The 23,324-nt window shown below is 60.6% G+C and carries 21 protein-coding genes; 12 read left to right on the top strand and 9 right to left on the bottom strand.

What is annotated here, in order from left to right; translation table 11 throughout:
• Positions 1-9 precede the first annotated feature (9 nt).
• Both H7847_RS02850 and H7847_RS02845 read left to right on the top strand, forming a co-directional pair.
• Entirely contained in the window at positions 10-153 is a 144-nt protein-coding gene (locus H7847_RS02850; protein WP_227267876.1) for a hypothetical protein, read from the top strand.
• Positions 154-155: 2 nt separating this feature from the next.
• A complete protein-coding gene (locus tag H7847_RS02845) occupies positions 156-482 on the top strand; it encodes a NirD/YgiW/YdeI family stress tolerance protein (protein ID WP_227267875.1) in 327 nt (108 codons plus the stop codon).
• Here H7847_RS02845 and uvrA read toward each other — a convergent pair whose 3' ends face one another.
• Positions 483-3,362 carry an excinuclease ABC subunit UvrA gene (gene uvrA, locus H7847_RS02840; RefSeq protein WP_227267874.1) on the bottom strand — a complete coding sequence of 960 codons (2,880 nt, stop codon included), beginning with the start codon at positions 3,360-3,362 and terminating at the stop codon, positions 483-485. It abuts the gene before it with no gap.
• A gap of 407 nt (positions 3,363-3,769) precedes the next feature.
• Here uvrA and H7847_RS02835 point away from each other — a divergent pair, with 407 nt between their 5' ends.
• Entirely contained in the window at positions 3,770-4,357 is a 588-nt protein-coding gene (locus H7847_RS02835; RefSeq protein WP_227267873.1) for a VPLPA-CTERM sorting domain-containing protein, read from the top strand.
• A 90-nt stretch (positions 4,358-4,447) separates the two neighbouring features.
• On the opposite strand, the gene lpdA is transcribed toward H7847_RS02835, so the two are convergent.
• The 5 genes from lpdA to H7847_RS02810 all read right to left on the bottom strand — a co-directional run bounded on the left by lpdA (position 4,448) and on the right by H7847_RS02810 (position 12,426).
• The gene (lpdA, locus tag H7847_RS02830; protein WP_227267872.1) at positions 4,448-5,842 is read right to left on the bottom strand and encodes a dihydrolipoyl dehydrogenase; all 1,395 of its coding nucleotides are present in this window, start codon (positions 5,840-5,842) and stop codon (positions 4,448-4,450) included.
• Positions 5,843-5,950: 108 nt separating this feature from the next.
• A complete protein-coding gene (locus H7847_RS02825; protein WP_227267871.1) occupies positions 5,951-6,535 on the bottom strand; it encodes a DUF924 family protein in 585 nt (194 codons plus the stop codon).
• Between the two features lie 93 nt (positions 6,536-6,628).
• Positions 6,629-7,894 carry an MFS transporter gene (locus H7847_RS02820; protein ID WP_227267870.1) on the bottom strand — a complete coding sequence of 422 codons (1,266 nt, stop codon included), beginning with the start codon at positions 7,892-7,894 and terminating at the stop codon, positions 6,629-6,631.
• A 113-nt stretch (positions 7,895-8,007) separates the two neighbouring features.
• Complete coding sequence (gene queA, locus H7847_RS02815; protein ID WP_227267869.1) at positions 8,008-9,057, bottom strand: tRNA preQ1(34) S-adenosylmethionine ribosyltransferase-isomerase QueA; 1,050 nt, start codon at positions 9,055-9,057, stop codon at positions 8,008-8,010.
• Between the two features lie 9 nt (positions 9,058-9,066).
• Entirely contained in the window at positions 9,067-12,426 is a 3,360-nt protein-coding gene (locus H7847_RS02810; RefSeq protein ID WP_227267868.1) for a DUF3971 domain-containing protein, read from the bottom strand.
• A gap of 127 nt (positions 12,427-12,553) precedes the next feature.
• Here H7847_RS02810 and bcp point away from each other — a divergent pair, with 127 nt between their 5' ends.
• From bcp to H7847_RS02790, 4 genes are all read left to right on the top strand, one after another.
• Positions 12,554-13,015, top strand: coding sequence for a thioredoxin-dependent thiol peroxidase (gene bcp, locus H7847_RS02805; protein WP_227267867.1), 462 nt, complete (start codon positions 12,554-12,556; stop codon positions 13,013-13,015).
• A complete protein-coding gene (locus H7847_RS02800; protein WP_227267866.1) occupies positions 13,012-13,821 on the top strand; it encodes a ferritin-like domain-containing protein in 810 nt (269 codons plus the stop codon). Before bcp ends, H7847_RS02800 begins: the two co-directional genes overlap by 4 nt.
• Before the next feature lie 181 nt (positions 13,822-14,002).
• Complete coding sequence (locus H7847_RS02795) at positions 14,003-15,334, top strand: M23 family metallopeptidase (RefSeq protein WP_227267865.1); 1,332 nt, start codon at positions 14,003-14,005, stop codon at positions 15,332-15,334.
• Positions 15,324-15,821, top strand: coding sequence for a bactofilin family protein (locus tag H7847_RS02790; RefSeq protein ID WP_227267864.1), 498 nt, complete (start codon positions 15,324-15,326; stop codon positions 15,819-15,821). Before H7847_RS02795 ends, H7847_RS02790 begins: the two co-directional genes overlap by 11 nt.
• A 151-nt stretch (positions 15,822-15,972) precedes the next feature.
• Here H7847_RS02790 and H7847_RS02785 read toward each other — a convergent pair whose 3' ends face one another.
• The 3 genes from H7847_RS02785 to H7847_RS02775 all read right to left on the bottom strand — a co-directional run bounded on the left by H7847_RS02785 (position 15,973) and on the right by H7847_RS02775 (position 17,722).
• Entirely contained in the window at positions 15,973-16,554 is a 582-nt protein-coding gene (locus tag H7847_RS02785; protein WP_227267863.1) for a putative glycolipid-binding domain-containing protein, read from the bottom strand.
• A 123-nt stretch (positions 16,555-16,677) separates the two neighbouring features.
• Positions 16,678-17,223, bottom strand: a complete 546-nt coding sequence (locus H7847_RS02780) for a peptidylprolyl isomerase (RefSeq protein WP_227267862.1) — start codon at positions 17,221-17,223, stop codon at positions 16,678-16,680.
• Positions 17,216-17,722 (bottom strand): peptidylprolyl isomerase, encoded by a 507-nt coding sequence (locus tag H7847_RS02775; RefSeq protein WP_227267861.1) that lies wholly within the window; start codon positions 17,720-17,722, stop codon positions 17,216-17,218. Before H7847_RS02775 ends, H7847_RS02780 begins: the two co-directional genes overlap by 8 nt.
• A gap of 130 nt (positions 17,723-17,852) precedes the next feature.
• On the opposite strand from H7847_RS02775, the gene H7847_RS02770 reads away from it, so the two are divergent.
• The 5 genes from H7847_RS02770 to H7847_RS02750 all read left to right on the top strand — a co-directional run bounded on the left by H7847_RS02770 (position 17,853) and on the right by H7847_RS02750 (position 23,297).
• Positions 17,853-19,040 carry a phosphoglycerate kinase gene (locus tag H7847_RS02770; protein WP_227267860.1) on the top strand — a complete coding sequence of 396 codons (1,188 nt, stop codon included), beginning with the start codon at positions 17,853-17,855 and terminating at the stop codon, positions 19,038-19,040.
• Between the two features lie 115 nt (positions 19,041-19,155).
• Positions 19,156-19,455 carry an FtsB family cell division protein gene (locus tag H7847_RS02765; RefSeq protein ID WP_227267859.1) on the top strand — a complete coding sequence of 100 codons (300 nt, stop codon included), beginning with the start codon at positions 19,156-19,158 and terminating at the stop codon, positions 19,453-19,455.
• Between the two features lie 134 nt (positions 19,456-19,589).
• On the top strand, positions 19,590-20,600 hold the full coding sequence (gene pdhA, locus H7847_RS02760) for a pyruvate dehydrogenase (acetyl-transferring) E1 component subunit alpha (RefSeq protein WP_227267858.1): 1,011 nt from the start codon (positions 19,590-19,592) through the stop codon (positions 20,598-20,600).
• A 3-nt stretch (positions 20,601-20,603) separates the two neighbouring features.
• Positions 20,604-21,980 carry a pyruvate dehydrogenase complex E1 component subunit beta gene (locus tag H7847_RS02755; RefSeq protein WP_227267857.1) on the top strand — a complete coding sequence of 459 codons (1,377 nt, stop codon included), beginning with the start codon at positions 20,604-20,606 and terminating at the stop codon, positions 21,978-21,980.
• Positions 21,981-21,992: 12 nt separating this feature from the next.
• Positions 21,993-23,297: a pyruvate dehydrogenase complex dihydrolipoamide acetyltransferase gene (locus H7847_RS02750; RefSeq protein WP_227267856.1), complete on the top strand. Its 1,305-nt coding sequence runs from the start codon at positions 21,993-21,995 to the stop codon at positions 23,295-23,297.
• Positions 23,298-23,324: the final 27 nt, after the last annotated feature.

Below are 23,324 nucleotides of genomic sequence, written 5' to 3'. Positions count from 1 at the left end.
GAGAAGACAATGCAAGATCAAAAAACAACACCTCTCAACCTCAATACACTGATGACCCGTTTGAAGTCGGAGGTCTCTCTGACAGCGCCGGCTTGGGCATTCATGCTCGCAGGTCTTGTGGTCCTCGTTATGCTTGGCGCGGCGCTGGACTAGAGATGAAAAACGGATTGTGGATCACCTGCCTTCTGCTCGCGGCGCCAAGCACTGTCTTCGCGGGGCAAACCATTTCCGCAGTGGAGGCGGATAGCTGGGTCACCGTCAGCGGTATCGTGCATCAGATCACCGATGAAGATACATTCGTGCTGAAAGACCACACCGGACAGATCCCCGTTTACATCGGCCCCAATCGGATGCCGGTCCAACAAGGGATGCCCGTCACGGTGCATGGCGTCGTCGATGACGACTTTCCACGTGAAATATACGCCAAACGCATCGACGGCGAGAACGGCCAGTCGCATACGCTGGATCACCAATACGACTAGCTATTCGGCGGCAACCTGCTTTTGTGACAGCATGGGCTTGAGGTATTTGCCGGTGTAGCTTTCAGCAACATCGGCAACTTCCTCGGGCGTCCCCGTGGCGACAATCCGTCCGCCGCCATCGCCACCTTCGGGGCCGATATCAATGATGTGATCTGCAGTCTTGACCACGTCGAGATTGTGCTCGATCACGATGACCGAATTGCCCTGATCCACGAGTTCATGCAACACCTCAAGAAGCTTGCGGACATCCTCGAAATGCAGCCCCGTTGTGGGCTCGTCGAGGATGTAAAGCGTGCGCCCGGTCGAGCGTTTGCTGAGCTCTTTCGACAACTTCACCCGCTGGGCCTCGCCCCCCGAGAGGGTCGTGGCCTGCTGTCCGACCTTGATGTATCCAAGGCCCACCCGCATCAGCGCGTCCATCTTTTCACGAATGGACGGCACGGCCTGGAAGAACGCCTGCGCGTCTTCAACCGTCATATCAAGAACGTCTGCTATACTCTTGTTTTTAAACGTAACTTCCAGCGTTTCGCGATTGTATCTCTTGCCCTTGCAGGTCTCGCACTCGACATAAACATCCGGCAGGAAGTGCATTTCGATCTTGATCACACCATCGCCCTGACAGGCCTCGCAGCGGCCGCCCTTGACGTTGAAACTGAAGCGTCCCGGTTTGTAGCCGCGGGCCTTGGCCTCGGGCAGCCCGGCAAACCAGTCGCGGATCGGGGTGAACGCGCCCGTGTAGGTCGCAGGATTTGAGCGCGGCGTGCGCCCGATGGGCCGTTGGTCGATGTCGATGACCTTGTCGAGATATTCCAGCCCCTTGATCGTTTCGCAAGGCGCGGGCGTCTGGCGCGCGCCGTTCAGCCGCATCGAAGCTGTTTTGAACAACGTCTCAAGGGTCAGGGTGGATTTGCCGCCTCCCGACACACCGGTCACGCAGACGAATTTGCCCAGCGGGTAGTCGACGGTCACGTTTTGCAGATTGTTCCCGGTGGCCTTGACCACCTGGACTTTCTTTTTGTTGCCCTTGCGCCGTTCGGCAGGCACCGCGATCTCGCGCGCACCGGTCAGATATTGGCCGGTGATGGATTTCTTGGTCGCGGCAATCTTGCGCGGGGTGCCGTGGGCCACAACTTCGCCGCCGTGCACGCCTGCGCCCGGCCCGATGTCAAAGACGTAATCCGCCTCGCGGATCGCCTCTTCGTCGTGTTCGACCACGATCACCGTATTGCCTTGATCCCGCAGGTTTTTTAGGGTCAGCAGCAGGCGGTCGTTGTCGCGCTGATGCAGCCCGATGGAGGGTTCATCCAGAACATAAAGCACCCCTGTCAGCCCCGACCCGATCTGGGAAGCGAGACGAATGCGCTGGCTTTCGCCGCCCGAAAGCGTGCCCGCATTGCGGCTGAGCGTCAGGTATTCGAGGCCCACGTTGTTTAAGAACCCCAACCGTTCGCGAATTTCCTTGAGGATGGCGCGGGCGATTTCATTTTTCTGGGCGGTAAGATGCTGGGGCACGGTTTCACACCAGTCAAAGGCCTCGCGGATCGACATCTCGACCACCTGCCCCACGTGCAGCAGATTGTCCGGATCGTCGGAGGGGCCGAGTTTGACCGCCAGTGCCTCTTCGCGCAACCGGTACCCGCCGCAGGTGCCGCAGGAGCGGTTGTTCTGATAGCGCTCGAACTCCTCGCGGATCCAATTGCTGTCCGTTTCGCGGTAGCGCCGCTCCATATTGGGAATCACACCCTCGAAGGTGCGCGTGACCTGGTAGACACGCCCGCCTTCATCATAGCGGAACGCGATCTCCTCCTCCCCGGAGCCATAGAGAAAGACCTTCTGGACTTTCTCGGACAAGTCTTTCCACTTGGTGGATTGCTTGAACTGGTAGTGTTTCGCAATGGCTTCAATGGTTTGCAGGAAATAGGGGCTCTTGCCCTTGCGCCAGGGGGCCAGCGCACCATCGGCAATTTTCAGGTTCTGATCGGGCACCACGAGGCGTTCGTCAAAGAACAGCTCGACCCCCAGACCGTCACACTCCGGGCAGGCCCCGAAGGGAGCGTTGAAAGAAAACAGCCGCGGCTCGATCTCGGGGATGGTGAAACCGCTGACCGGGCAGGCGAATTTCTCTGAAAAAGTCGTGCGCTCGGGGTCGCCCTCGCTGGGGGCGGTTTCAAGAATTGCAATGCCGTCCGCCAGATCGAGCGCGGTGCGCAAGCTGTCCGCCAGCCGCGTCTCCAGCCCGTCCCGCACCACGATCCGGTCCACCACCACGTCAATGTCATGGCGGAATTTCTTATCCAGCGTGGGGGGTTCATCCAGTTCGTAAAACGCGCCATCGACCTTGACCCGCTGAAAGCCCTGTTTGCGCAGTTCAAGGAAGTCCTTGCGGTATTCCCCCTTGCGGTCGCGGATGATCGGGGCCAGCAGATAGGCGCGGGTTCCCTCCGCCATCGTCATCACGCGGTCGACCATGTCCTGCACCTGCTGCGCCTCGATGGGCTTGCCGGTGGCGGGGCTGTAGGGCGTGCCGACGCGCGCAAACAACAGCCGCATGTAATCGTAGATTTCCGTTACGGTGCCGACCGTAGAGCGCGGGTTCTTGGAGGTCGTTTTCTGTTCGATCGAGATGGCGGGCGATAGCCCTGAGATATGATCCACATCCGGTTTCTGCATCATGTCGAGGAACTGGCGCGCATAGGCGCTCAGTGATTCGACATAGCGGCGCTGGCCTTCCGCATATATCGTGTCAAAAGCCAGCGACGACTTGCCCGAGCCGGAAAGCCCTGTAATCACAACCAGTTTGTCGCGGGGAATGTCCACATCGATATTCTTGAGATTGTGTTCCCGTGCGCCGCGCACTTCGATATTTTTCAGCTCAGCCATCAGACATCCCTTTGCCACCGCGTAACACATAGAATTTATGGCCCCGATAGCCAATCAAAAAATGAGAACATGGCGTGAACAAAAATCGCCCGGGCCTCGACATGCCGGCAAGAAGTCCAATTTCCGATATGATACTGGGCATGCCCCGGTCAGGTGCCCAAAAATGTGTCTTTGAACAGCAAGCAAGTGTAGAAATTGAACCATGGTTAAAAAAAGCGACGCGATCTGCTTTAATCTTTGATTAAGGCCTTGGCACACTGGTCCAAAGCCCTTATTCACCTTTTCGTGTTAAACACGAAACGTGGCTGTTTCGGAATGATGAGCAATCCAGAGCATGCCACAGGTAAATGGAGCGAAATGTGAGTTTGAAAGCAATATTTTTAAGTGCCTTGACGGCATCAGCCTTTATGACAGGGGCAGCATCGGCAGCGGTTATCGGCATTGAATCCGATTGCGGCGGCACCGGCACCGGGCTGACTGGGTCAAGCTTTTCGTGCAGCTCGGATGCGAATCGTAACGACACCGGCAACATCGAGATTTTTGAAGATGGCACAGGCGCAGGCGACGATGATTTTTTCTCGCTTGGTCTGGGCGGCACACTTGTCGTCGAGTTTGATCCGACTTTCCAAGGACCTGCTATCGTGATCGAGATCACAAATGCCAGCGGTTCCGCACAACATCAGGAAGCCGTTGAAATCTTCGGTTCCAACGACGGCATCACCTTTACGTCGCTGGGCATTGCTGACAACCAGTCAGGGGTGAATGACGGTACACGCGGCGTCAGCACGTCGCTGTCGTTTGCTGGCACCTTTGCCTTCCTGGGCTTCCGCGATATCTCGCAATCCTTCTTTGCGGGCACATCCTCGACAGACGGTTTTGACATCGATGCGATTTCTGTCAACTCCGTCACGCCGGTTCCACTGCCAGCCTCCGCGCTGCTGTTGTTGGCCGGGGTTGGTGGTTTGGGCGCCCTGCGCGCCCGCCGCAAGTCTTAAGGGCACCGTCCGGCACGATCAGGCGCCGGCACAAAGAAAACAAAAAAAGCGGAGCTTTCGCTCCGCTTTTTTTATGCGATTCTGTTGCCGTCACATGTGGATGACGCGGTCGTAGGCGTCCAGAACGCTCTCGTGCATCATTTCGCTGAGCGTGGGGTGCGGGAAAACCGTGTTCATCAGATCTTCCTCGGTGGTCTCAAGCTGACGTCCGACCACATAGCCCTGAATGAGCTCGGTCACCTCGGCTCCGATCATATGCGCACCCAGCAATTCGCCGGTTTTCGCATCGAAAACGGTTTTGATCATGCCCTCCTGCTCGCCCAGGGCAATGGCCTTGCCGTTGCCGATGAACGGAAAACGCCCGACCTTCACCTCATAGCCCAGCTCCTTCGCCCTGGCTTCGGTATAGCCAACGGACGCCACCTGTGGATGACAATAGGTACAACCCGCAATGGTTTCGGGCTTGACGGGATGGGCGTGTTTCCCGGCAATCAGATCGGCAACCATCACGCCTTCATGCGATGCTTTATGCGCGAGCCAAGGGGCGCCGGCGATATCGCCGATGGCATAAAGCCCCTCGACGCCGGTCCGGCAGAATTCATCCGTCACCACATGGGTGCGGTCGATCTTGACGCCCAGAGCTTCCAGCCCGAGGTCTTCGGTGTTGCCGACAATGCCCACGGCAGAAATCACCGTGTCAAAATCGTGTTTCTCGATCTTGCCCCCCACCTCGATGTGCGCGGTGACTTTACCCTTTGCCCGGTCAAGCTGCTTGACCATCGCCTTTTGCATGATCTTCATGCCCTGCTTCTCAAAGGACTTCTTGGCGAAGGCGGAAATCTCCGCATCTTCAACCGGCAAAACGCGGTCCATCACCTCGACCACCGTGGTGTCGGCACCCAGCGTGTTATAGAAGCTCGCAAATTCAATGCCGATGGCACCGGAGCCGATCACCAGCAGCTTTTTCGGCATGTGTTTGGGCTCAAGCGCATGCTTGTAGGTCCAGACCAGATCGCCATCCGCCTCCAGCCCCGGAAGTTCGCGCGCCCGCGCCCCGGTGGCCAGCACGATGTTCTTGGCCACCAGCTCTTCGGTGCCCTTGTCGGTCTTGACGCTGACCTTCCCCTTTTCAGGAAGGCTGGCTGCGCCCATGAAAACCGTGACCTTGTTCTTTTTCATCAGATGGCCGATCCCGCCCGAAAGCTGACCTGCCACCTGGCGGGACCGTTTGACGACCGCGTCAAGATCATAGCTGACGTTGTCTGCTTTCAGACCAAATTCCTTGGCGCGATGCATCAGGTGAAAAACCTCGGACGAACGCAGCATGGCCTTGGTCGGAATACAGCCCCAGTTGAGGCAGATACCGCCCAGATGCTCACGTTCGACGATGGCGACAGACAGGCCCAGCTGGGCGCCACGAATGGCGGCGACATAGCCGCCCGGCCCTGCGCCAATCACAATAAGGTCGAATGATTTCGCTGCCATGGTCTATCCTCGCACGCCGGAATTCGGAATATAGTTTACCGTTAAACTATATCCCTGGGCACGGCAATATGATGCTGCGCGCGAAAGCTGGCGCGCGGCAGACCGGCGTCAGGCCGCCTTGGCCCCTTGCAGGTCTCTGACGATTGTCCCGTAGCCACCCTGTGCGAGGTAGTCCAGTTCCGGCTGGGTCGACGCCCGCCCGAGGGCTGCATTGCGCGTTGGAAAGCGGCCAAAATCACGGATCACGGCGCGGTGCGCACGGGCATGCAGCAGATTCTGTTTTCCGTGCTCCGGCATCCGCTCGCACATCAGCCGGACGCAGCGGTCCTGATCGCACAGGTTCTCCGAATGCATCAGGGGCAGGTAAAAGAACTGACGGGCCGGCTCATCAATCCTGCAGTCCCAGCCGTTGTTGATCGCGGATTTTGCAGCCGCAAGTCCCAGGCGGTCCGTGGCAAAGGCCTGCCCGGTATCGCGGTACATGTTCCGAGAGAACTGATCGGTCAGAATGATATAGGCCAGAGCGCCGGACGGATATGTCAGCCACAAGGAGAAACGGCCTTCGGTGGCGCCGGCCAACGCCGGCTCGAACCGCTCTCGGATTGTCTGATCCAGCGTATCAGAAGCCTCGTACCAGCCCTTGGGGCCAATCTCATCCAACCAGAAACTCAGAACGTCCTCAGGGACTGTCATACCACCTCTCCCAAAAATCACTCACAACCACATGGGAAGTTTTCCATGAAATACACCATTAACCTAGTCACTTTTTACGTCACCGCGACACATTCATCGGCCATTTCCTGCATTTTCATCCTCTTTGTCGCTTTCAATGGCGTATTCTTGAGCATATTCCAGCGCAACTGAGGTGTAACTGGGAGCCACCGGCACATACGCACCGGTATCCTCAACCGCGATCCCCCGGCGCCGGGTGGCGCGGTAGCCGGCGTATATCACAAGCGCCAGAAAGAGCACCGCGGTAAACAGGTAAAAGCCTCCCGGACCGGCCACATCCATCATATAGCCCGTGATGAGCGGCCCCGCGATGGCCCCGAGCCCGTTGATAAAGATCAGACCACCGGAGGCGGCAGCCATGTCCTCATGCTCCAGAAAATCGTTGGTATGGGCGATGAGCAGCGAATAGAGCGGGTTCGACATCCCCCCGACCACAAAGGCCGACACCAGCAAGAGCGCGAACTGATGGCCCAAAATCATGCCCAGCACCGACCCGGCCGCCCCGATGGCCGAAACGATGAGGATCAGGAACCGGCGATCCATCCGGTCGGAGATCCAGCCGATGGGGTATTGCAACAGCATCGAACCCACGAAGAACGTCGCCACGAAGGTCGAGATCTGCGCCACGCTCAACCCCGCCTTGGCCCCGTAAACAGAGGCCATGCCGAACTGTGCCGAAAAGATCCCGCCCAGCAGGAACATCCCCACGCAGCCCAGCGGGGAATACTGCCCCAGCGTCCTCAGGCTCATCGGTTTGGTGGTATCAAAGGCCGGGGTCGGGCTGACCGCCAGCAGGATCGGGGTCACCGCAATCGAGACCAGCACCGAAGGAATGACAAAGAGCACATAGCCCGAGGGGTCAGCAGCCAGCAGCAGCGCCTGGCTGACCACGATGCCCGCCGTCTGCACAATCATGTAAAGCGACAGGGTCTGGCCCCGGTTTTCATTGTTGGCCGCATTGTTGAGCCAGCTTTCCGCGGTCACATAGACGGCGGAAAAGCAAAACCCGATCAGCACCCGCCCCAGCGTCCAGAGCCAGACCTCGGTCACTGTGGGGTAGAGGATCATCACCGCCGAGATCAGCGAGGCAAGGGCAGCAAAGACCCGCACGTGCCCGACCCGCCGGATCATGCCCGGTGCCATCCGCGAGCCGCCCAGAAAGCCGACGAAATAGGCCGACATCACGATCGACATCTCCAGCGTGGAAAAACCTTCGATCTCGCCCCGAATGCCCAGGAGCGTGCCTTGCATGCCATTTCCGACCATCAGCAGGCACATGCCCAGCAAAAGCGCCCAAGCGCTGGATAAGACCTGTAGCATCTCCTGCCTCCATGAGCCCGAAAAGGGGCCTGCCCCCCTTTCCGTGATGAAAGATACGCACCGGGGTGTCACGCCCGTGTGCGACGTCGCGGCGTCGCAATAAGACCGTGCCGTCAACCGGGGATCAGAAGCGATGCATCTCCATAGGAGAAAAACCTGTATTTTTCCTCAATGGCATGGGCGTATATCTGCCGCACGACCTCATATCCCATCAGGGCCGAGACCAGCATCATCAGTGTTGACTTTGGCAAATGGAAATTGGTCATCAGCGCGTCGGCAACCTGGAACCTGAAGCCGGGGTAGATGAAGATATCCGTGTCACCCTCCCAGGGTTTGATCTGCCCGTCGCGCCCGGCGGTCTCGATCAGCCGCAGGGCGGTGGTCCCCACGGGGATCACGCGATTGCCTGCCGCCTTGGTCGCGGCAATCTCGGCCGCGGCCTGCGCGCTGACCCGCCCCCATTCAGCATGCATCTTGTGGGTCGTGACGTCTTCCACCTTGACCGGCAGGAATGTGCCCGCACCGACGTGAAGCGTCACAAAGGAAAAACCGACCCCGCGCGCGGCCAGGGCCTCCAGAAGGGCGTCGTCGAAATGCAGCGAGGCGGTGGGGGCGGCAACAGCCCCCTTGTTGCGGGCAAAGACGGTCTGATAGTCGGATTTGTCCTGCGCATCCGCCGGGCGCTTGGCGGCAATATAGGGCGGCAGCGGCATGGCGCCCGCCGCGTTCAGCGCACGGTCGAAATCATCGCCCGTCAGATTGAACGCCAATGCCCCCTGGCCATCCGCCACGGCGGTCAGCTCTGCACGCAGATTGTCAGAAAAGAGGATCTCTTCGCCAATGCGGACCTTCTTGAGCGGTTTGATCAGGGCCGACCACGTGCCATCCGCCCGCGGCTCCAGCAGCGTGACCTCGATGCGCGCCTGCATCGGACCCTGGGCCGTGTCGCGGTGCCGCGCCCCGGTCAGCCGCGCGGGGATCACACGGGTGTCATTGATCACCAGACGGTCCCCGGGGGCCAGCCAATCCGGCAGATCCGAAACGCCCGCATCGGTGATGTTGCACCCCTGCGCCACCAGCAGCCGCGCCGAGGAGCGCGGCACCGCGGGGCGGGTCGCAATCAGGTCTTCGGGCAGGTCGAAATCAAAATCGCTGAGCTTCATGCGGCCCGTTTAGCGATCTTCCCCATGGGTCACAACCGGCCGCCTGCGCGGCTCCGGCACGGGCACCGGCTCGCCTGCTTCCAGCGGCACCTCGGGCTGCGCGCCGCGAAAGAGGTTGCGCAACATCCCCGGCGCCAGGGCCGTCAGCGGATTGACAAAAACCTGCGGGTTCTGGGCGGTGCCGGTGATGGAATAGTTAAAGCCGAAAAGACCCTCACCCGGACGGGTAAGAATACTGCCAACGCTGTTGAGCAGGTAAACGGGCGAGATCACCCCCTCCATATTCACGCGGCCGGTGTCCGGGTCAAAAACGCCGTCCATCGACAGCCCCATGGAAGAGCCCACGGCACTGGCTTCGCGCAGGGTGATGCGCGACGGGGTCAGCCGAAAATCGGCGTTGATTTCAGAAAAATAGATGCCATCGCCATTCAGTTCATTGATGAGACCCACGATGCTGATCGAATTGAGCAGGGCCGCCATGGCCGGGGCATCGGTGATGCGCGCGTTTGCCACCCGAAGCTTGCCATCGAACGCCCCCCCGGTCCCAACCGGCACGAGCGTCAGATCCAGCCGCCCGTCACGCGCCTGTTGCAGCAGCCCGGCCGCGGCAAAAACACGCCCGGCGTCATTGGCGCGCAGTTCAATCGCGCTGCGCCCGTTCTGCGGCGTCACCCGCCCAGAGACCGCCGCCGCCCCGTTGATGGCCCCCTGAAAATCGCCCGCCAGCCCGCCGGTGGTCGAGAACGTGCCCCGCAGATCCGTGATCGCAATCGTGTCGCTGACCTGCAAGCGGTCGAGCGCCACCGTCAGCGGTGCCGACGCCCCGGACTGGCCACCGCCGCCGCCCAGATCGGCCCGGCGCAGGTCGAGCGTGCCGCCCCGCAACACCACACCGACCGGGCGCCCGGCACCGCGCCCGACAAGATCAACCGGCGCGTCGAGCCAGTTGCCCACCTGGACCCGCGCCAGACGCAGGCGCTCAAGCGCGCCATCAGGTGTTAGCGTGATCTCGCCCGTGGCCGACAGCCCCGGTGCAGTCAGTGTGATCGCGTCGACCCTTGGCGTCTCTCCGAGTGTTGCGTTGAGATTGAGCTGGCCTTGTGTTGCTGCGGCCTTCGACCAACCGATTGGAGGTAAACTGATGCCCAGCCCTTCCAGATTGGACGTGACCGCAAGCGTCGGCGGTGCGCCCCTTTGCAAATCAAGCGTGATCTGCCCTGTCCCGCTGCCGCTGAACGTGCCCGGTGGCAGGTCTATGCCAAAGGCTTCAAGCGTCTGCTGGTTGATCTCGACCGTTCCGGCGACCTGGCTGGACAGCGCCTGTCCCGGCTCTCCGATCGGCTGACGCCAGACCACCTGCAGTGGCACCCCCTCAAGTGTTGCGTTCCCGGCAATCTGAACTTCGGTTTCGTCGGCAACAACCTGCAGGCGCGGGGCGGAGAGCTTGCGATCCTCGACAAGCTTGTCACTGCTGACATCAATCAACTCGCCCGTCAGATCGAATTCTATCAGCTCCTTTGGCGCATCCTTTTGCAACGGCATGGAAATGGTTCCCGCCACCGCAAGCGCGCCCTCTGCCACATCAACCGGCAGCTCGGCCTTCTGCATCACCTGCAAGGGGGGTTGGTCCAGCAAAGAAAGCGCTGCGGTGACCGACCCGTTTGCCGCCAGCCGTACCACACCGGGCGGGTCAGGTTTGACGGTGGCGTCAGGCACGATGAACGCGGTCCCGGTGGCGTCCACGAAGCCGCCCTGCGGCGCGATTGCCCCTCCTTGGTCAATCACCACGACGAAGCGGTCATTCACCAGGGAAGCGTGCCCCTTGGCATCCTCTATCGGCGGCATGGTCTTGAGGAACCGGACATCTGCCTCGTCAAAATCAAAGCCCAGGGAAAATCGCGGTTTGCCGCCCTGCTCCATCCGGATGGCGGCATTGGCATCAGCAATCTGAGCGTCGAGCACATTCTCGCTGATCCAGTTTCGGGTTTTGGGCTTCAGCGCCTCTGGCCAGAGCTCCATCAGGCGGTCGGGCTTCAGTGCAGTCATCTGCGCGTCCACCGCGATATCCCACCCTTTCTGACCAACAGAAACCACCCCGTCGGCGGTGAAGATCCGGCCCTGATCGTTGATATCCAAACGGCCCACACGCAGGGCAAAAGGCGCAAGGCTGAGGTGAAAATCCATCTCGGCGGCGTCGATCTGCACGGGCTCGGGGTAAAACCCTGCCGGATTGATCTGCAAGCCCGAGAGGCGGAACTGGCCGACAAGGTCTTCGATCTGGCCTTCCGAGGCCGGTCCCAGAACCGCCTGCCCTTCGAGCTGGCCGCGCCCCCACTGGCTGTCGACCGAGAACTGGTCAAATCGCAGGGTCCGCGTGTCAGGCAGGTAGGTGAAATAGCTGCTGGCCCCGGTGATCGGGATCGGCCGGGCCTCGGGGGTCGGCTGGATCACGCCCGCGCCGATCTGCAGCGTGGCATTGAGCGGATCGAAACTGCCATCTTCATTCAGCCCGCCGCGCAGGGCCCCCGAGATCGGCGCGTCCAAGGCCCCGAGCCACGAAAAGGCCGCCCCCTGCGAAGCGATGTCGCGCGCTTTGAGGTTGCTGATCGTCATCCCGAAGTCGGAGGCCCGCTGACCGATCCGGCCCGCGTAATTCGCAGCCAAAGTGGCCACTTGCGCATCCCCATCCAAGAGCGCGAGATCAACCGCGATCTGCAGAACCTCCTTGTCGCGCGTCAGCCGCATGTGCCCGCCATCCACGGTCCAGGCGCGTTCCGCCCGCAAATCCTCATAGCGCAGCGTGATGGCGCGCACGTCCATCTCTTGCAGGTCAACGAGGCCGGGGCTCAGCAAAAGCTCGTCAAGGTCAGTCACCAGCTCGGCAAGGTTCGGGGCCTGAAGCATCCATGCGCCCGCGTTCAAGCCCACGCGCAGATCAATCGCACCGTCCCGCGTACGGCGCATGCTGATAATGACCCCGCTGATCTCAAGCCGCTTGAGGCTCACCCGCCCCTCCAGAAGGGCGGACTTGTCCAGCCCTGCCTGCACGTCCGACAGGGAGATGACCTGAGCCCCCTCGGGGTTCAGAATACCCACATCGCGGATCCAGAACTGCGGTCGCCAGTTGTCGTCAATCACCGCCACCACGTCCCCGAAACGGATATTGGCCTCCGGCAATGCAATCTCGATCTGCGCGGCAATGCGGTCGCGCAGCCAGGGCGGTGCCAGCAGCTCGCGCCCCTGAAGCCAAAATGCGCTGGCAGTCGCCCCGCTCAACAGCACGACGAAAAGCGCAGCCGTCCAGACAAAGGTGCGCTTGCGTCGCCGCTTGCGGCGCTGATGTGGGGTCAGGGGCGTGTCTTGTTGCAAATCAGATCTCTGCCTCATGGGCGCGGCGGTTGGATTTGGCTCTTAATAAGCGGATCAGGCCTTGGCTGTGGACTGCACGGCCCTACTATGTCACCCCTATAGGATACTGAAAACCCAAGAGAGTGTGATGCCAGAGATTTCCCAACCTGCCCCCGACTTTACCCTGCCCAGCACCGGCGGCGATAATGTGACGCTGTCAGACCTCAAAGGCCAGCCTGTGGTGCTGTTTTTCTATCCCCGAGACGACACGCCCGGATGCACAAAGGAAAGCGTGGGCTTTTCCGAAAACCGCGCGGACTTCGACGCCGCCGGCGCGCAGGTCTTCGGCATTTCCAAGGACAGCATGGCCAGCCATGAAAAGTTCACAGCTAAACGTGAGCTAAAGATCCCGCTCCTTTCCGACGAACACGGCACAACCTGCGAGGATTACGGCGTGTGGAAAGAGAAAAACATGTATGGCAAGAAATACATGGGGATCGAACGCACGACCTACCTGATCGCCGCAGACGGCACGGTTGCGCAGGTCTGGAACAAGGTGAAAGTGCCGGGGCATGTGGAGGCGGTGCTTGAGGCGGTGCGCGCGCTGTGATGCCTCTGGCGCAGATGGCCGAGGCGGTGCTGCGCACGGCCGACGGGCGCGAGAAAACCGCGCGGTCCCGTGCTTTTGCCGAGGAATGGCAAACCGCGCGCGCCGCTGGCCGGACGCTGGAGATCGGCGAAGCTTCGCCGCCCCTGCACCTGGCACGCCCTGCCCGCCCCGAGCTTTTGAGCCCGCGCGACGTGCCCCGGCGCAAGCCCGGGACGGTCGAGGGGCGGATCGCGCTCTTGCACGCGGTGGCGCATATCGAGTTGAACGCGGTCGATCTGCATTGGGACATTATCGCGCGCTTTGCCGATGTGAAGATGCCCTTGGGATTTTACGACGACTGGGTAAAGGCAGCGGATGAGGAATCCAAGCATTTCAATCTGATGTGCGACTGTCTTGAAGTGCTTGGAAGTCACTATGGCGCACTCCCCGCCCATGCGGGAATGTGGCGCGCCGCCGAAGATACAGCAGAGGATCTGATGGGGCGTCTGGCCGTTGTGCCGATGGTCCTGGAGGCGCGTGGCCTTGATGTGACACCCGGCATGATTGAGATTTTCCGCAAGGCCAAGGCACCTCAGGCCGTCGAAGCCCTTGAGACCATCTACGCCGAAGAAGTGGCCCATGTCGCCTATGGGTCCAAGTGGTTTCACTTTCTGTGCGGGCGGCACGACGAAGACCCAAAGGAGCGGTTTCACGCGCTGGTCCGGCGTTATTTCCATGGCGCGCTCAAACCACCTTTCAACGAAGAAAAACGTGCAGAGGCCGGTATTCCACCAGACTTCTACTGGCCCCTGACAGCGACCGGTTAACCGCCGAAGGACCGGAAAACCGGCGATTTTTTGCCCATTTACAACAATTCAACTTCAAGTAGACGACCCATGCCGAAAGAGGCTTGCCCCCCCTGACGCCGCTGTCTAATCACGTTCACGAAAAGCCGCGCCGGGTGGTCTTGACCTGACGCAGCCAAGAAATGGCGAGTAAGGCACCTCTATGCGGACACGTCTGGCGATCAGAATTCACAGCGCGCTGGAGCAGGTTTTTCCTGAGCGGCGCGTTTTTTTGAAGTCTGATACCGACACCCGCTTCATACGGTTGCGTCCGGAAACGCAGCTTTTTGCCTTTGCAGGAGGGTCGCTCGTGGTGGCGTGGGCCATCGTGGCGACGGCGGTACTGTTGATGGACAGTATCGGCGCCGGGAATTTTCGCGAACAGGCCAAGCGCGATCAAACAACATATCAGGCGCGGCTCAACGATCTCGCCGCCCAACGCGATAATCGTGCCGCCGAGGCGCTGGCCGCCCAGGAGCGGTTCAATGCAGCACTCGATCAGATCTCGGTGATGCAATCCGAGCTGCTGGCCTCCGAAACGCGCCGCCATGAGTTGGAAACCGGCATTGAAGTTATTCAGAGTGCCTTGCGGCGCACGATCAACGAACGCGAAGATGCGCTGACCGCACTGGCTGCGTTCGAGAGCGATGTGACGACATCGTCGGTTGATACGATGCTCGCGGCAAAGGAAAACGGCGCCCCTGTCGATTTCCTGTCCCAGGCGCTTGCGCGGACTGCCGCCGAACGGGACGAGGTTGTGGCCGATGCGCAGGACGCGCTGCACAAGGCGGATGAGCTGGCGCTTGAGATCGCATTGATGAAGGAAGACAACGACCAGATTTTCCGAAAGCTGGAAGAAGCCATGACGGTCTCGGTGGCCCCGCTCGATAAAATGTTCCGTGATGCGGGTTTGCCGACAGATCGCATTCTGGATCAGGTGCGGCGCGGCTATTCCGGTCAGGGCGGCCCACTGACGCCATTGTCTTTCTCCAGCCGGAACCTGGAACCCACAGAGGATATGGAGCGCGCCAACCGTCTGCTGGGACATATGGATACGCTCAACCTCTACCGGATTGCGGCCGAAAAGGCCCCCTTTGCGCTGCCCGTGAAACAGGGCTTCCGCTTTACCAGTGACTACGGGTTCCGGCGCGATCCCAAAACCGGCGGTCGCCGGATGCACAAGGGCGTCGATTTCGCCGCCCCCCTCGGCACCCATCTGCATGCCACCGCAGACGGTGTGGTCACCGAAGCGGGCTGGTCCTCCGGCTACGGACGGCTGGTAAAAATCGAGCACGACTTCGGGATCGAGACCCGTTACGCACATCTTTCAAAAATTCACGTCAAAGTTGGGCAAAGGGTCTCGCGCGGAGATCATATTGGTGATATGGGAGCATCTGGACGGGTGACCGGCGTGCACCTTCACTATGAGGTGCGCGTGGGTGGAAAAGCTGTAAACCCCATGACCTATATCAAGGCTGCACAAGATGTTTTCTAAAAGCAAAATCAACGAACCTGCCTCTAAAACGGGCGAGACCGAAGCGCCAGCAGCGGCAACCTCTGCGCCTGCGGCACCGAAGCAAACCGAATACAAGGCCTCAACACCCCCAAAGGCCAAGCCCCCCGCCTCTGTTCTGTCGGCGGACCTGCATGTCACCGGCAACATGAAGACCACGGGCGACATTCAGGTTGAAGGCACGGTCGAGGGCGACATCCGCGCGCATCTGCTGACCATTGGCGAAACCGCGACCATCAAAGGGGAAGTTGTGGCAGACGATGTGGTCGTCAACGGGCGCATCGTCGGTCGCGTGCGGGGCCTCAAGGTCCGCCTGACCTCCACGGCGCGGGTCGAGGGCGACATCATCCACAAAACAATCGCCATCGAATCCGGCGCCCACTTCGAAGGCTCCGTGCAACGCCAGGACGATCCGCTGAACCCCGGTGCCAAGACCGCCCCCGCGGCCAAGGCAAACCCGGCCTCTTAGTCCTGACCGGACGCGCGGGTTAAAGACTGCGGCAAACACGTCGCGGGTTCTGATCGATGCGAAATCTTGAATGAGCTGAGCGCGAAGGTGCTTGGCTCTTTTTTATGGTTTGTATCAACCTCAGGACACCAAGCTGATCGCAAAGAAGATATCAAATCCGTCGAAAAGTCTCGGGGTAGTCCAGCACAAGCCCGTTCGCGTCGACCTCCAGGACCGCTGTGAAATTGCGGAACAATCCCTCGTAGCGATACTTTCGCCCCGGCTCAAGGCAGGTGTACCGCTGTTTGGCGCAGGTGGGCGTGAACCGGTCACCAATCTGACTGGGCAAAGGGACATAGGCCGCGAGGATATCGCAGCTCTGACCACCCGCCAGATCGAGGCGCTTGACCGGCAATGTATTGGTCGCCGGCGTCACACCAATATCGACATCAATGCAGCCGCTAAGCTCGGGCAAAGGCGCACGGCCAAGCACATCGCGCCACGTGCCCTCACCATCCGCCTCGACATGCAGAAACGCACCGTCGGCATAGGTGACGCGAACCTCTCTGGTTCGAAACAAAGCGTCTGTGCGGACATCGTAAAAGGCACCGTATTTCGTGCCCCTGGCCCCGACAACGGCACCGCTCAGAACAAGACCGCCTTCGCTCTCTCTGGCCACGCAATGCTCGAGACCGTCACCACTCCAAGCCTGCCAACGGACCTCTACCTGCACGGCAATTTCCTCTTCGTTCATTCAATCTGCACTTGGAAATCGCGGGATAAGGCGAGAACCTTGAAGGCCCTCGCTCAACCCAGACAAAGACGTGACAGACATTTTTCGCACTGGTGACACCCATTGCGTCAAGGGCCCCGCAGCTTACTCGGTGACCGTCACCGTCTGCATCACATCGGGCGCGCCGATGACGGCCCCGTTGCGACCTTCGCCACGCTTGATCGCATCCAGCACCTCCAGCCCCTCGGTCACGCGGCCGACAACCGTGTACTGACCGTTGAGGAAATAGCCTTCGCTGAACATGATAAAGAATTGGCTGTTGGCGCTGTCGGGGCTTTGGGCGCGCGCCATGCCGACAACACCGCGATCAAAGGGCACATCGGAAAATTCGGCCGCCAGATCAGGCTGGTCGGAACTGCCGGTGCCCGCCCGTCGCATGTCGCCGCCGATCTTGCCGAACTCCACATCGCCGGTCTGCGCCATGAAGCCATCGATCACCCGGTGAAACACAACACCGTCATAGGCTCCGCTTTCGGTCAGCGCGGTGATCCGTTCCACATGGGCGGGGGCCACATCCTCCAGCAGATCGACGGTGATTGTTCCGCTGGCCTCACCCGCGACCGTGATTTCAATGCCGGTGGCCAGCGCCGGGCTGGCCAGCATCAGTGACGCGACAACAGCCTTATACATCTGCAGCCACCTTGACCGAAATCATCCGGTCAGGTTCGGCGGGCGGCTCCCCTCGCGTGATGGCATCCACATGTTCCATGCCTTCGATCACCTGCCCGTAAACGGTATACTGGCCGTTGAGGAAGTCATTGTCCTTGAAGTTGATAAAGAACTGGCTGTTGGCGCTGTCGGGGTTCTGCGAGCGGGCAGCCCCGATCGACCCGCGCGCATGCGGGATCTTTGAGAACTCTGCCGGGACATTATCCAGATCGGACCCGCCGGTGCCCGCCATGCGCAGGTTGAAGCCATCTTCCATATCGCCATGCTGCACGTCCCCGGTCTGGGCCATGAAGCCTTCGATCACCCGGTGGAAGGCCACGTTGTCGTACTCGCCCGCGCGCGCGAGATGCTTCATCCGCTCGACGTGTTTGGGCGCAACATCTGGCAGCAATTCAATTGTCACGGTGCCGTCCTTCAGCTCCATTAGAATTGTGTTTTCGGGGTCTTTGATCTCGGCCATGGGGCGCTCCTGTTGTCATTCTCGCGGAATACCTAAGCCGTGGGCGCAAGATTGCCAAGCCGGTCGGTTGACCTCGGCGCGGATTAGCGCAACACAAAGGGGCACCGGGTAGCAGACAAAGGACAGGCGGATGGGCTGGAAGACACTCGACGATATGGCGCTGGCCGACAAACGCGTGCTGGTCCGGGTGGATATCAACGTACCGGTCGAGGACGGGCAGGTGACAGACACCACCCGGATCGACCGCATCGTTCCGACAATCCGGGACATTCTTGCCGCCGGGGGCCTGCCGGTCATGCTGGCCCATTTCGGTCGCCCCAAGGGTCAGGTCGTGCCCGAGATGTCCCTGCGCATCACCCTACCCGCGTTGGAGAAGGCGCTTGGTCACCCCGTCACCTTCATGGAGCGGCCAGACGCGGAGGCGCTGGAAGCCTTGCCGAAAGGCAGCGTGGTCTTGGTCGAAAACACTCGCTTTGCCGAGGGCGAAGAGGCCAACGATCCCGCGATGGCCGCCTTTCTCGCCAGTCTGGGGGATGTCTTTTGCAATGACGCCTTTTCCGCCGCACACCGGGCGCATGCGTCGACCACCGGGGTGGCAAAGCTGTTGCCATCCTGCGCCGGGCGCCTGATGCAGGCGGAGCTTTCGGCACTGGAGGCGGCCCTCTCCACGCCGGAGCGGCCCGTGGGCGCGGTGGTCGGCGGGGCCAAGGTCTCGACCAAGATCGCGCTGCTGGAAAACCTCGTGGGGCGGCTGGACGTTCTGATCATCGGCGGCGGCATGGCCAACACGTTCCTCGCGGCCCAGGGCGCCAAACTGGGGGCCTCTCTGATGGAGCCCGATTTCATCGACACGGCAAGATCGATCCTGACAGCGGCGGACAAGGCCGGTTGCCGCCTGCTGCTGCCGGTGGACGGGCTGGTGGCGCGGCGCTTTGAAAGCGGGGCCCCGCATGAGGTCGTTGCGCTGACCCCGCAGACCGAACTGGCCCCAGACCAGATGGTGCTGGACACCGGCCCCGCAAGCCTCAAGGCGATTACCGAAGCCTTTGCCGAACTGAAGACACTGATCTGGAACGGCCCGCTGGGGGCCTTTGAAATCGCCCCCTTCGATCAGGCCACAACCGCCGCCGCACGGGAGGCCGCGGCCCGCACCAAAGCGGGTGCCCTGATTTCGGTCGCAGGCGGGGGGGACACCGTCGCCGCTCTCAACCAGGCCGGCGCTGCGGCTGATTTCACCTATATCTCCACGGCAGGCGGGGCCTTTCTGGAATGGATGGAGGGCAAGACCCTGCCCGGCGTCGCCGCCCTGGAGGCATAAAACCCCCTAAAACCCCGTTTTTCCTGAGTTTTGTGACAAAATGGGGATTCACAGACCGCCCCGCTTGTGCAATAGTCCCATCACGCCCGAAAAGAGGCGATCAGAGGCAGTCAAGATGAACCGCAGTACGCGTCCCGCATTCGGCACCTTCGTGTTTTTTACCCTCGCACTGGGCTTGGCGACCTATTTCACCTTTGCCGCCGTGCAGGGAGACTTCGGCCTGTTCCGCCGGGCCGAGATCAGCGCAGAGGCGGACCTTTTGCGGGTCCAGTTGACGCAGGTTCAGGCCGACGTGGGCCGCATGGAAAACCTGACCCGGCGCTTGTCCGATGACTATCTTGATCTTGATCTGCTGGACGAGCAGGCGCGCCGGGTTCTGGGCCTGATCCGGGCCGATGAGATCGTGATCCGGTAAGTTCATCCGGGCAGTTCGCGGCAAAATAGTCGCAACCCAGATTGATGCTCGCAATACGGCTCCGAATCCGATAATGAATAGTTTAATGCTAAACTATCTACCCCGAGGGGTGTTGTGGAAAGGATATCCGACCTATGGCAACGCGAAAAGCGGCGAAAAAGCCCAATGTTTCAGCCGATGAATTAAAGGCATACTACAGGGATATGCTGTTGATCCGACGGTTTGAAGAAAAAGCCGGACAACTCTACGGCATGGGGCTTATCGGCGGTTTTTGTCATCTCTATATTGGTCAGGAAGCCGTTGTCGTGGGGCTGGAAGCTGCCGCAGAAGAGGGCGACAAACGCATCACCTCCTATCGCGACCACGGCCATATGCTGGCCTGTGGGATGGACCCGAGCGGCGTGATGGCGGAACTGACAGGCCGCGAGGGCGGCTATTCCAAAGGCAAGGGCGGCTCGATGCACATGTTCTCGAAAGAGAAACACTTTTACGGCGGCCACGGCATTGTAGCGGCCCAGGTGCCTTTGGGCGCGGGTCTTGCGTTTTCCGACAAGTACAAAGGCAACGACCGGGTCACCTTTACCTATTTCGGCGATGGTGCCGCCAACCAGGGTCAGGTCTATGAAGCCTACAACATGGCCGAGCTGTGGAACCTGCCAGTGGTCTTCGTGATCGAGAACAACCAATACGCCATGGGCACCTCGACCAAACGCTCCACCCATTCGCCCTCTTACTGGGAACGCGGCGCCGCCTACGGCATCAAGGGCGAGGAAGTCGACGGCATGGATGTGCTGGCGGTCAAAGCCGCCGGCGAAAAGGCTGTCGCCGTCTGCCGCGCTGGTGACGGGCCCTACATTCTGGAGATCAAGACCTACCGCTACCGGGGCCATTCGATGTCGGACCCGGCAAAGTACCGCACCCGCGAAGAGGTGCAGAAAATGCGCGACGAGCGGGACCCGATTGAGGCCGTACGCTCCATGTTGCTGACCGGCAAACATGCAAGCGAAGAAGACCTCAAGGCGATCGACAAGGAGATCAAGGAGATCGTGAACGAAAGCGCCGAGTTTGCCAAAACCTCACCGGAGCCTGCGCTCGAAGAGCTTTGGACCGATATCTACGCCACAGAAATTCCGCAGGAGGCTTGATCCATGGCAACTGAAATTCTGATGCCCGCCCTCTCGCCCACCATGGAAGAAGGCACGCTTGCCAAGTGGCTCGTGAAGGAAGGGGACACCGTCTCCTCCGGGGATATCATGGCCGAGATCGAAACCGACAAGGCGACGATGGAATTCGAGGCCGTGGATGAAGGCACGATCGGCAAGATCCTGGTCGAAGAGGGTACCGAAGGCGTCAAGGTGAACACCGCCATCGCCGTGCTGCTTGACGAGGGCGAAAGCGCTGATGACATCGATACAACACCCGCGGCTGCGCCGGAGGCCGCCCCCGCGGTCGACGCGGGCAAGGAGGTGTCCCCGGCAGGGGCCGCCGAGGCGCCCGCCGCCCCTCAAACGGACACCTCCCCGGATTGGCCAGAGGGCACAACCCTGAAACAGCAGACTGTGCGGGAGGCCTTGCGTGACGGCATGGCCGAAGAAATGCGCCGCGATGACAGCGTTTTCCTGATGGGCGAAGAGGTGGCGGAATACGAGGGCGCCTATAAAATCTCGCAGGGCATGCTGGATGAGTTCGGTGCCAAACGCGTGATCGACACGCCGATCACCGAACACGGTTTTGCCGGTATCGGTGTGGGAGCCGCCTTTGGCGGGTTGAAACCCATCGTGGAGTTCATGACCTTCAACTTCGCCATGCAAGCCATGGACCAGATCATCAACTCGGCGGCCAAAACCCTCTATATGTCGGGCGGTCAGATGGGGGCGCCGATGGTGTTTCGCGGACCAAACGGTGCGGCGGCCCGGGTCGGGGCGCAGCACTCCCAGGACTATGCGGCCTGGTTCATGCAGGTTCCCGGCCTGAAGGTTGCAATGCCCTACTCCGCCTCCGACTACAAAGGGCTGATGAAAACAGCGATCCGGGACCCTAACCCGGTGATCTTTCTGGAGAATGAAATTCTATACGGTCGGAGCTTTGATGTCCCGGAGCTTGACGACTATACGGTCCCGTTTGGAAAGGCACGGATCTGGCGTGAAGGCGAGGACGTCACCATTGTCAGCTTCGGCATCGGGATGACCTACGCCCTGGCAGCCGCCGACAAGCTTGCCGAAGGTGGCATCAGCGCCGAGGTCATCGATCTGCGCACCCTGCGCCCGATGGATACCGCGAGCATCCTGAAGTCGGTCATGAAGACAAATCGCTGCGTGACGGTCGAGGAAGGCTGGCCACAAGGATCCGTTGGAAATTACATCTCTTCTGTCATTATGCAGGAGGCGTTTGATTACCTCGATGCGCCTGTCATAAACTGCACCGGCAAGGATGTTCCGATGCCCTATGCCGCCAATCTTGAAAAACTGGCACTGGTCACCACCGATGAGGTGATCGCCGCCGTCCGCCAAGTCACCTACGCCTGAGGAGCGCCCACCATGCCGACTGAAATTCTCATGCCCGCGCTCTCGCCCACGATGGAAGAAGGCACACTCGCCAAATGGCATGTGAAAGAAGGCGATACCGTCTCCTCCGGGGATATCATGGCGGAGATCGAAACCGATAAGGCCACCATGGAATTCGAAGCGGTGGACGAAGGCACCATCGGCAAGATTCTTGTGGCCGAAGGCGCCGAAGGCGTGAAGGTCAACACCGCCATCGCAGTCCTGCTCGAAGAAGGTGAAAGCACCGATGACATCGGTAAGGTCGCCGCCAACCCGGAGGCGTCCGACGCGGGCAACGAGGAGGCCCCAGCGGCCGCCGAGGCGCCTGCCCCTGCCCCTGCCGCAGCGCTGCCGGCCCCCAAATCAGCGGACGGCAACCGCGTTTTCGCCTCCCCCCTCGCGCGCCGTATCGCCGCCGACAAGGGACTGGACCTTGCCACCATCAAAGGCTCCGGCCCCCGCGGTCGCATCGTCAAGGCGGATGTGGAGAACGCAACAGCCGAAGCCTCCAAACCAGAAGCGGCAAAACCAGCCACTGCACCGGCATCCTCCGCGGCTCCCGCGAGCGGCCCCTCGGCTGATGTGGTCATGGCGATGTATCAGGGCCGTGAGTACGAGGAAATCAGCCTCAACGGGATGCGCAAGACCATCGCCGCCAGGCTGACCGAGGCCAAGCAGTCGATCCCGCATTTTTACCTGCGTCGCGATATCGAACTTGACGCGCTGCTCAAATTCCGCGGAGAATTGAACAAACAGCTCGAAGCACGCGGCGTGAAGCTTTCCGTGAACGATTTCATCATCAAGGCCTGTGCGCTCGCCTTGCAGGCCGTGCCGGATGCCAATGCGGTCTGGGCAGGTGATCGGATCCTGAAACTTACCCCCTCCGACGTGGCTGTCGCTGTGGCCATTGAGGGCGGGCTCTTTACCCCTGTTCTGAAGGATGCGGAAATGAAGAGCCTGTCGGCCCTCTCCGCAGAAATGAAGGATCTGGCCGCGCGCGCGCGGGACCGAAAGCTGGCACCACATGAGTATCAGGGCGGCAGCTTTGCAATCTCCAACCTTGGGATGTTCGGCATCGACAACTTCGACGCGGTCATCAATCCACCGCATGGCGCTATTCTGGCGGTCGGTGCAGGGGTCAAGAAGCCCGTCGTTGGGAAAGATGGCGAGTTGGACGTCGCGACCGTGATGTCCGTCACCTTGTCCGTGGATCACCGGGTCATCGATGGCGCGCTGGGGGCGCAGCTTCTCACGGCGATCAAGGAAAATCTGGAAAATCCAATGACGATGCTGGCGTGACATCTGCGCGCTAAAGCGTCGGCTGAG

The sequence above is a fragment of the Roseobacter weihaiensis genome (assembly GCF_020622345.1).
In the GTDB taxonomy this organism is placed as follows: domain Bacteria; phylum Pseudomonadota; class Alphaproteobacteria; order Rhodobacterales; family Rhodobacteraceae; genus Roseobacter; species Roseobacter weihaiensis.
This window is presented reverse-complemented; position numbering and strand designations above follow the sequence as displayed.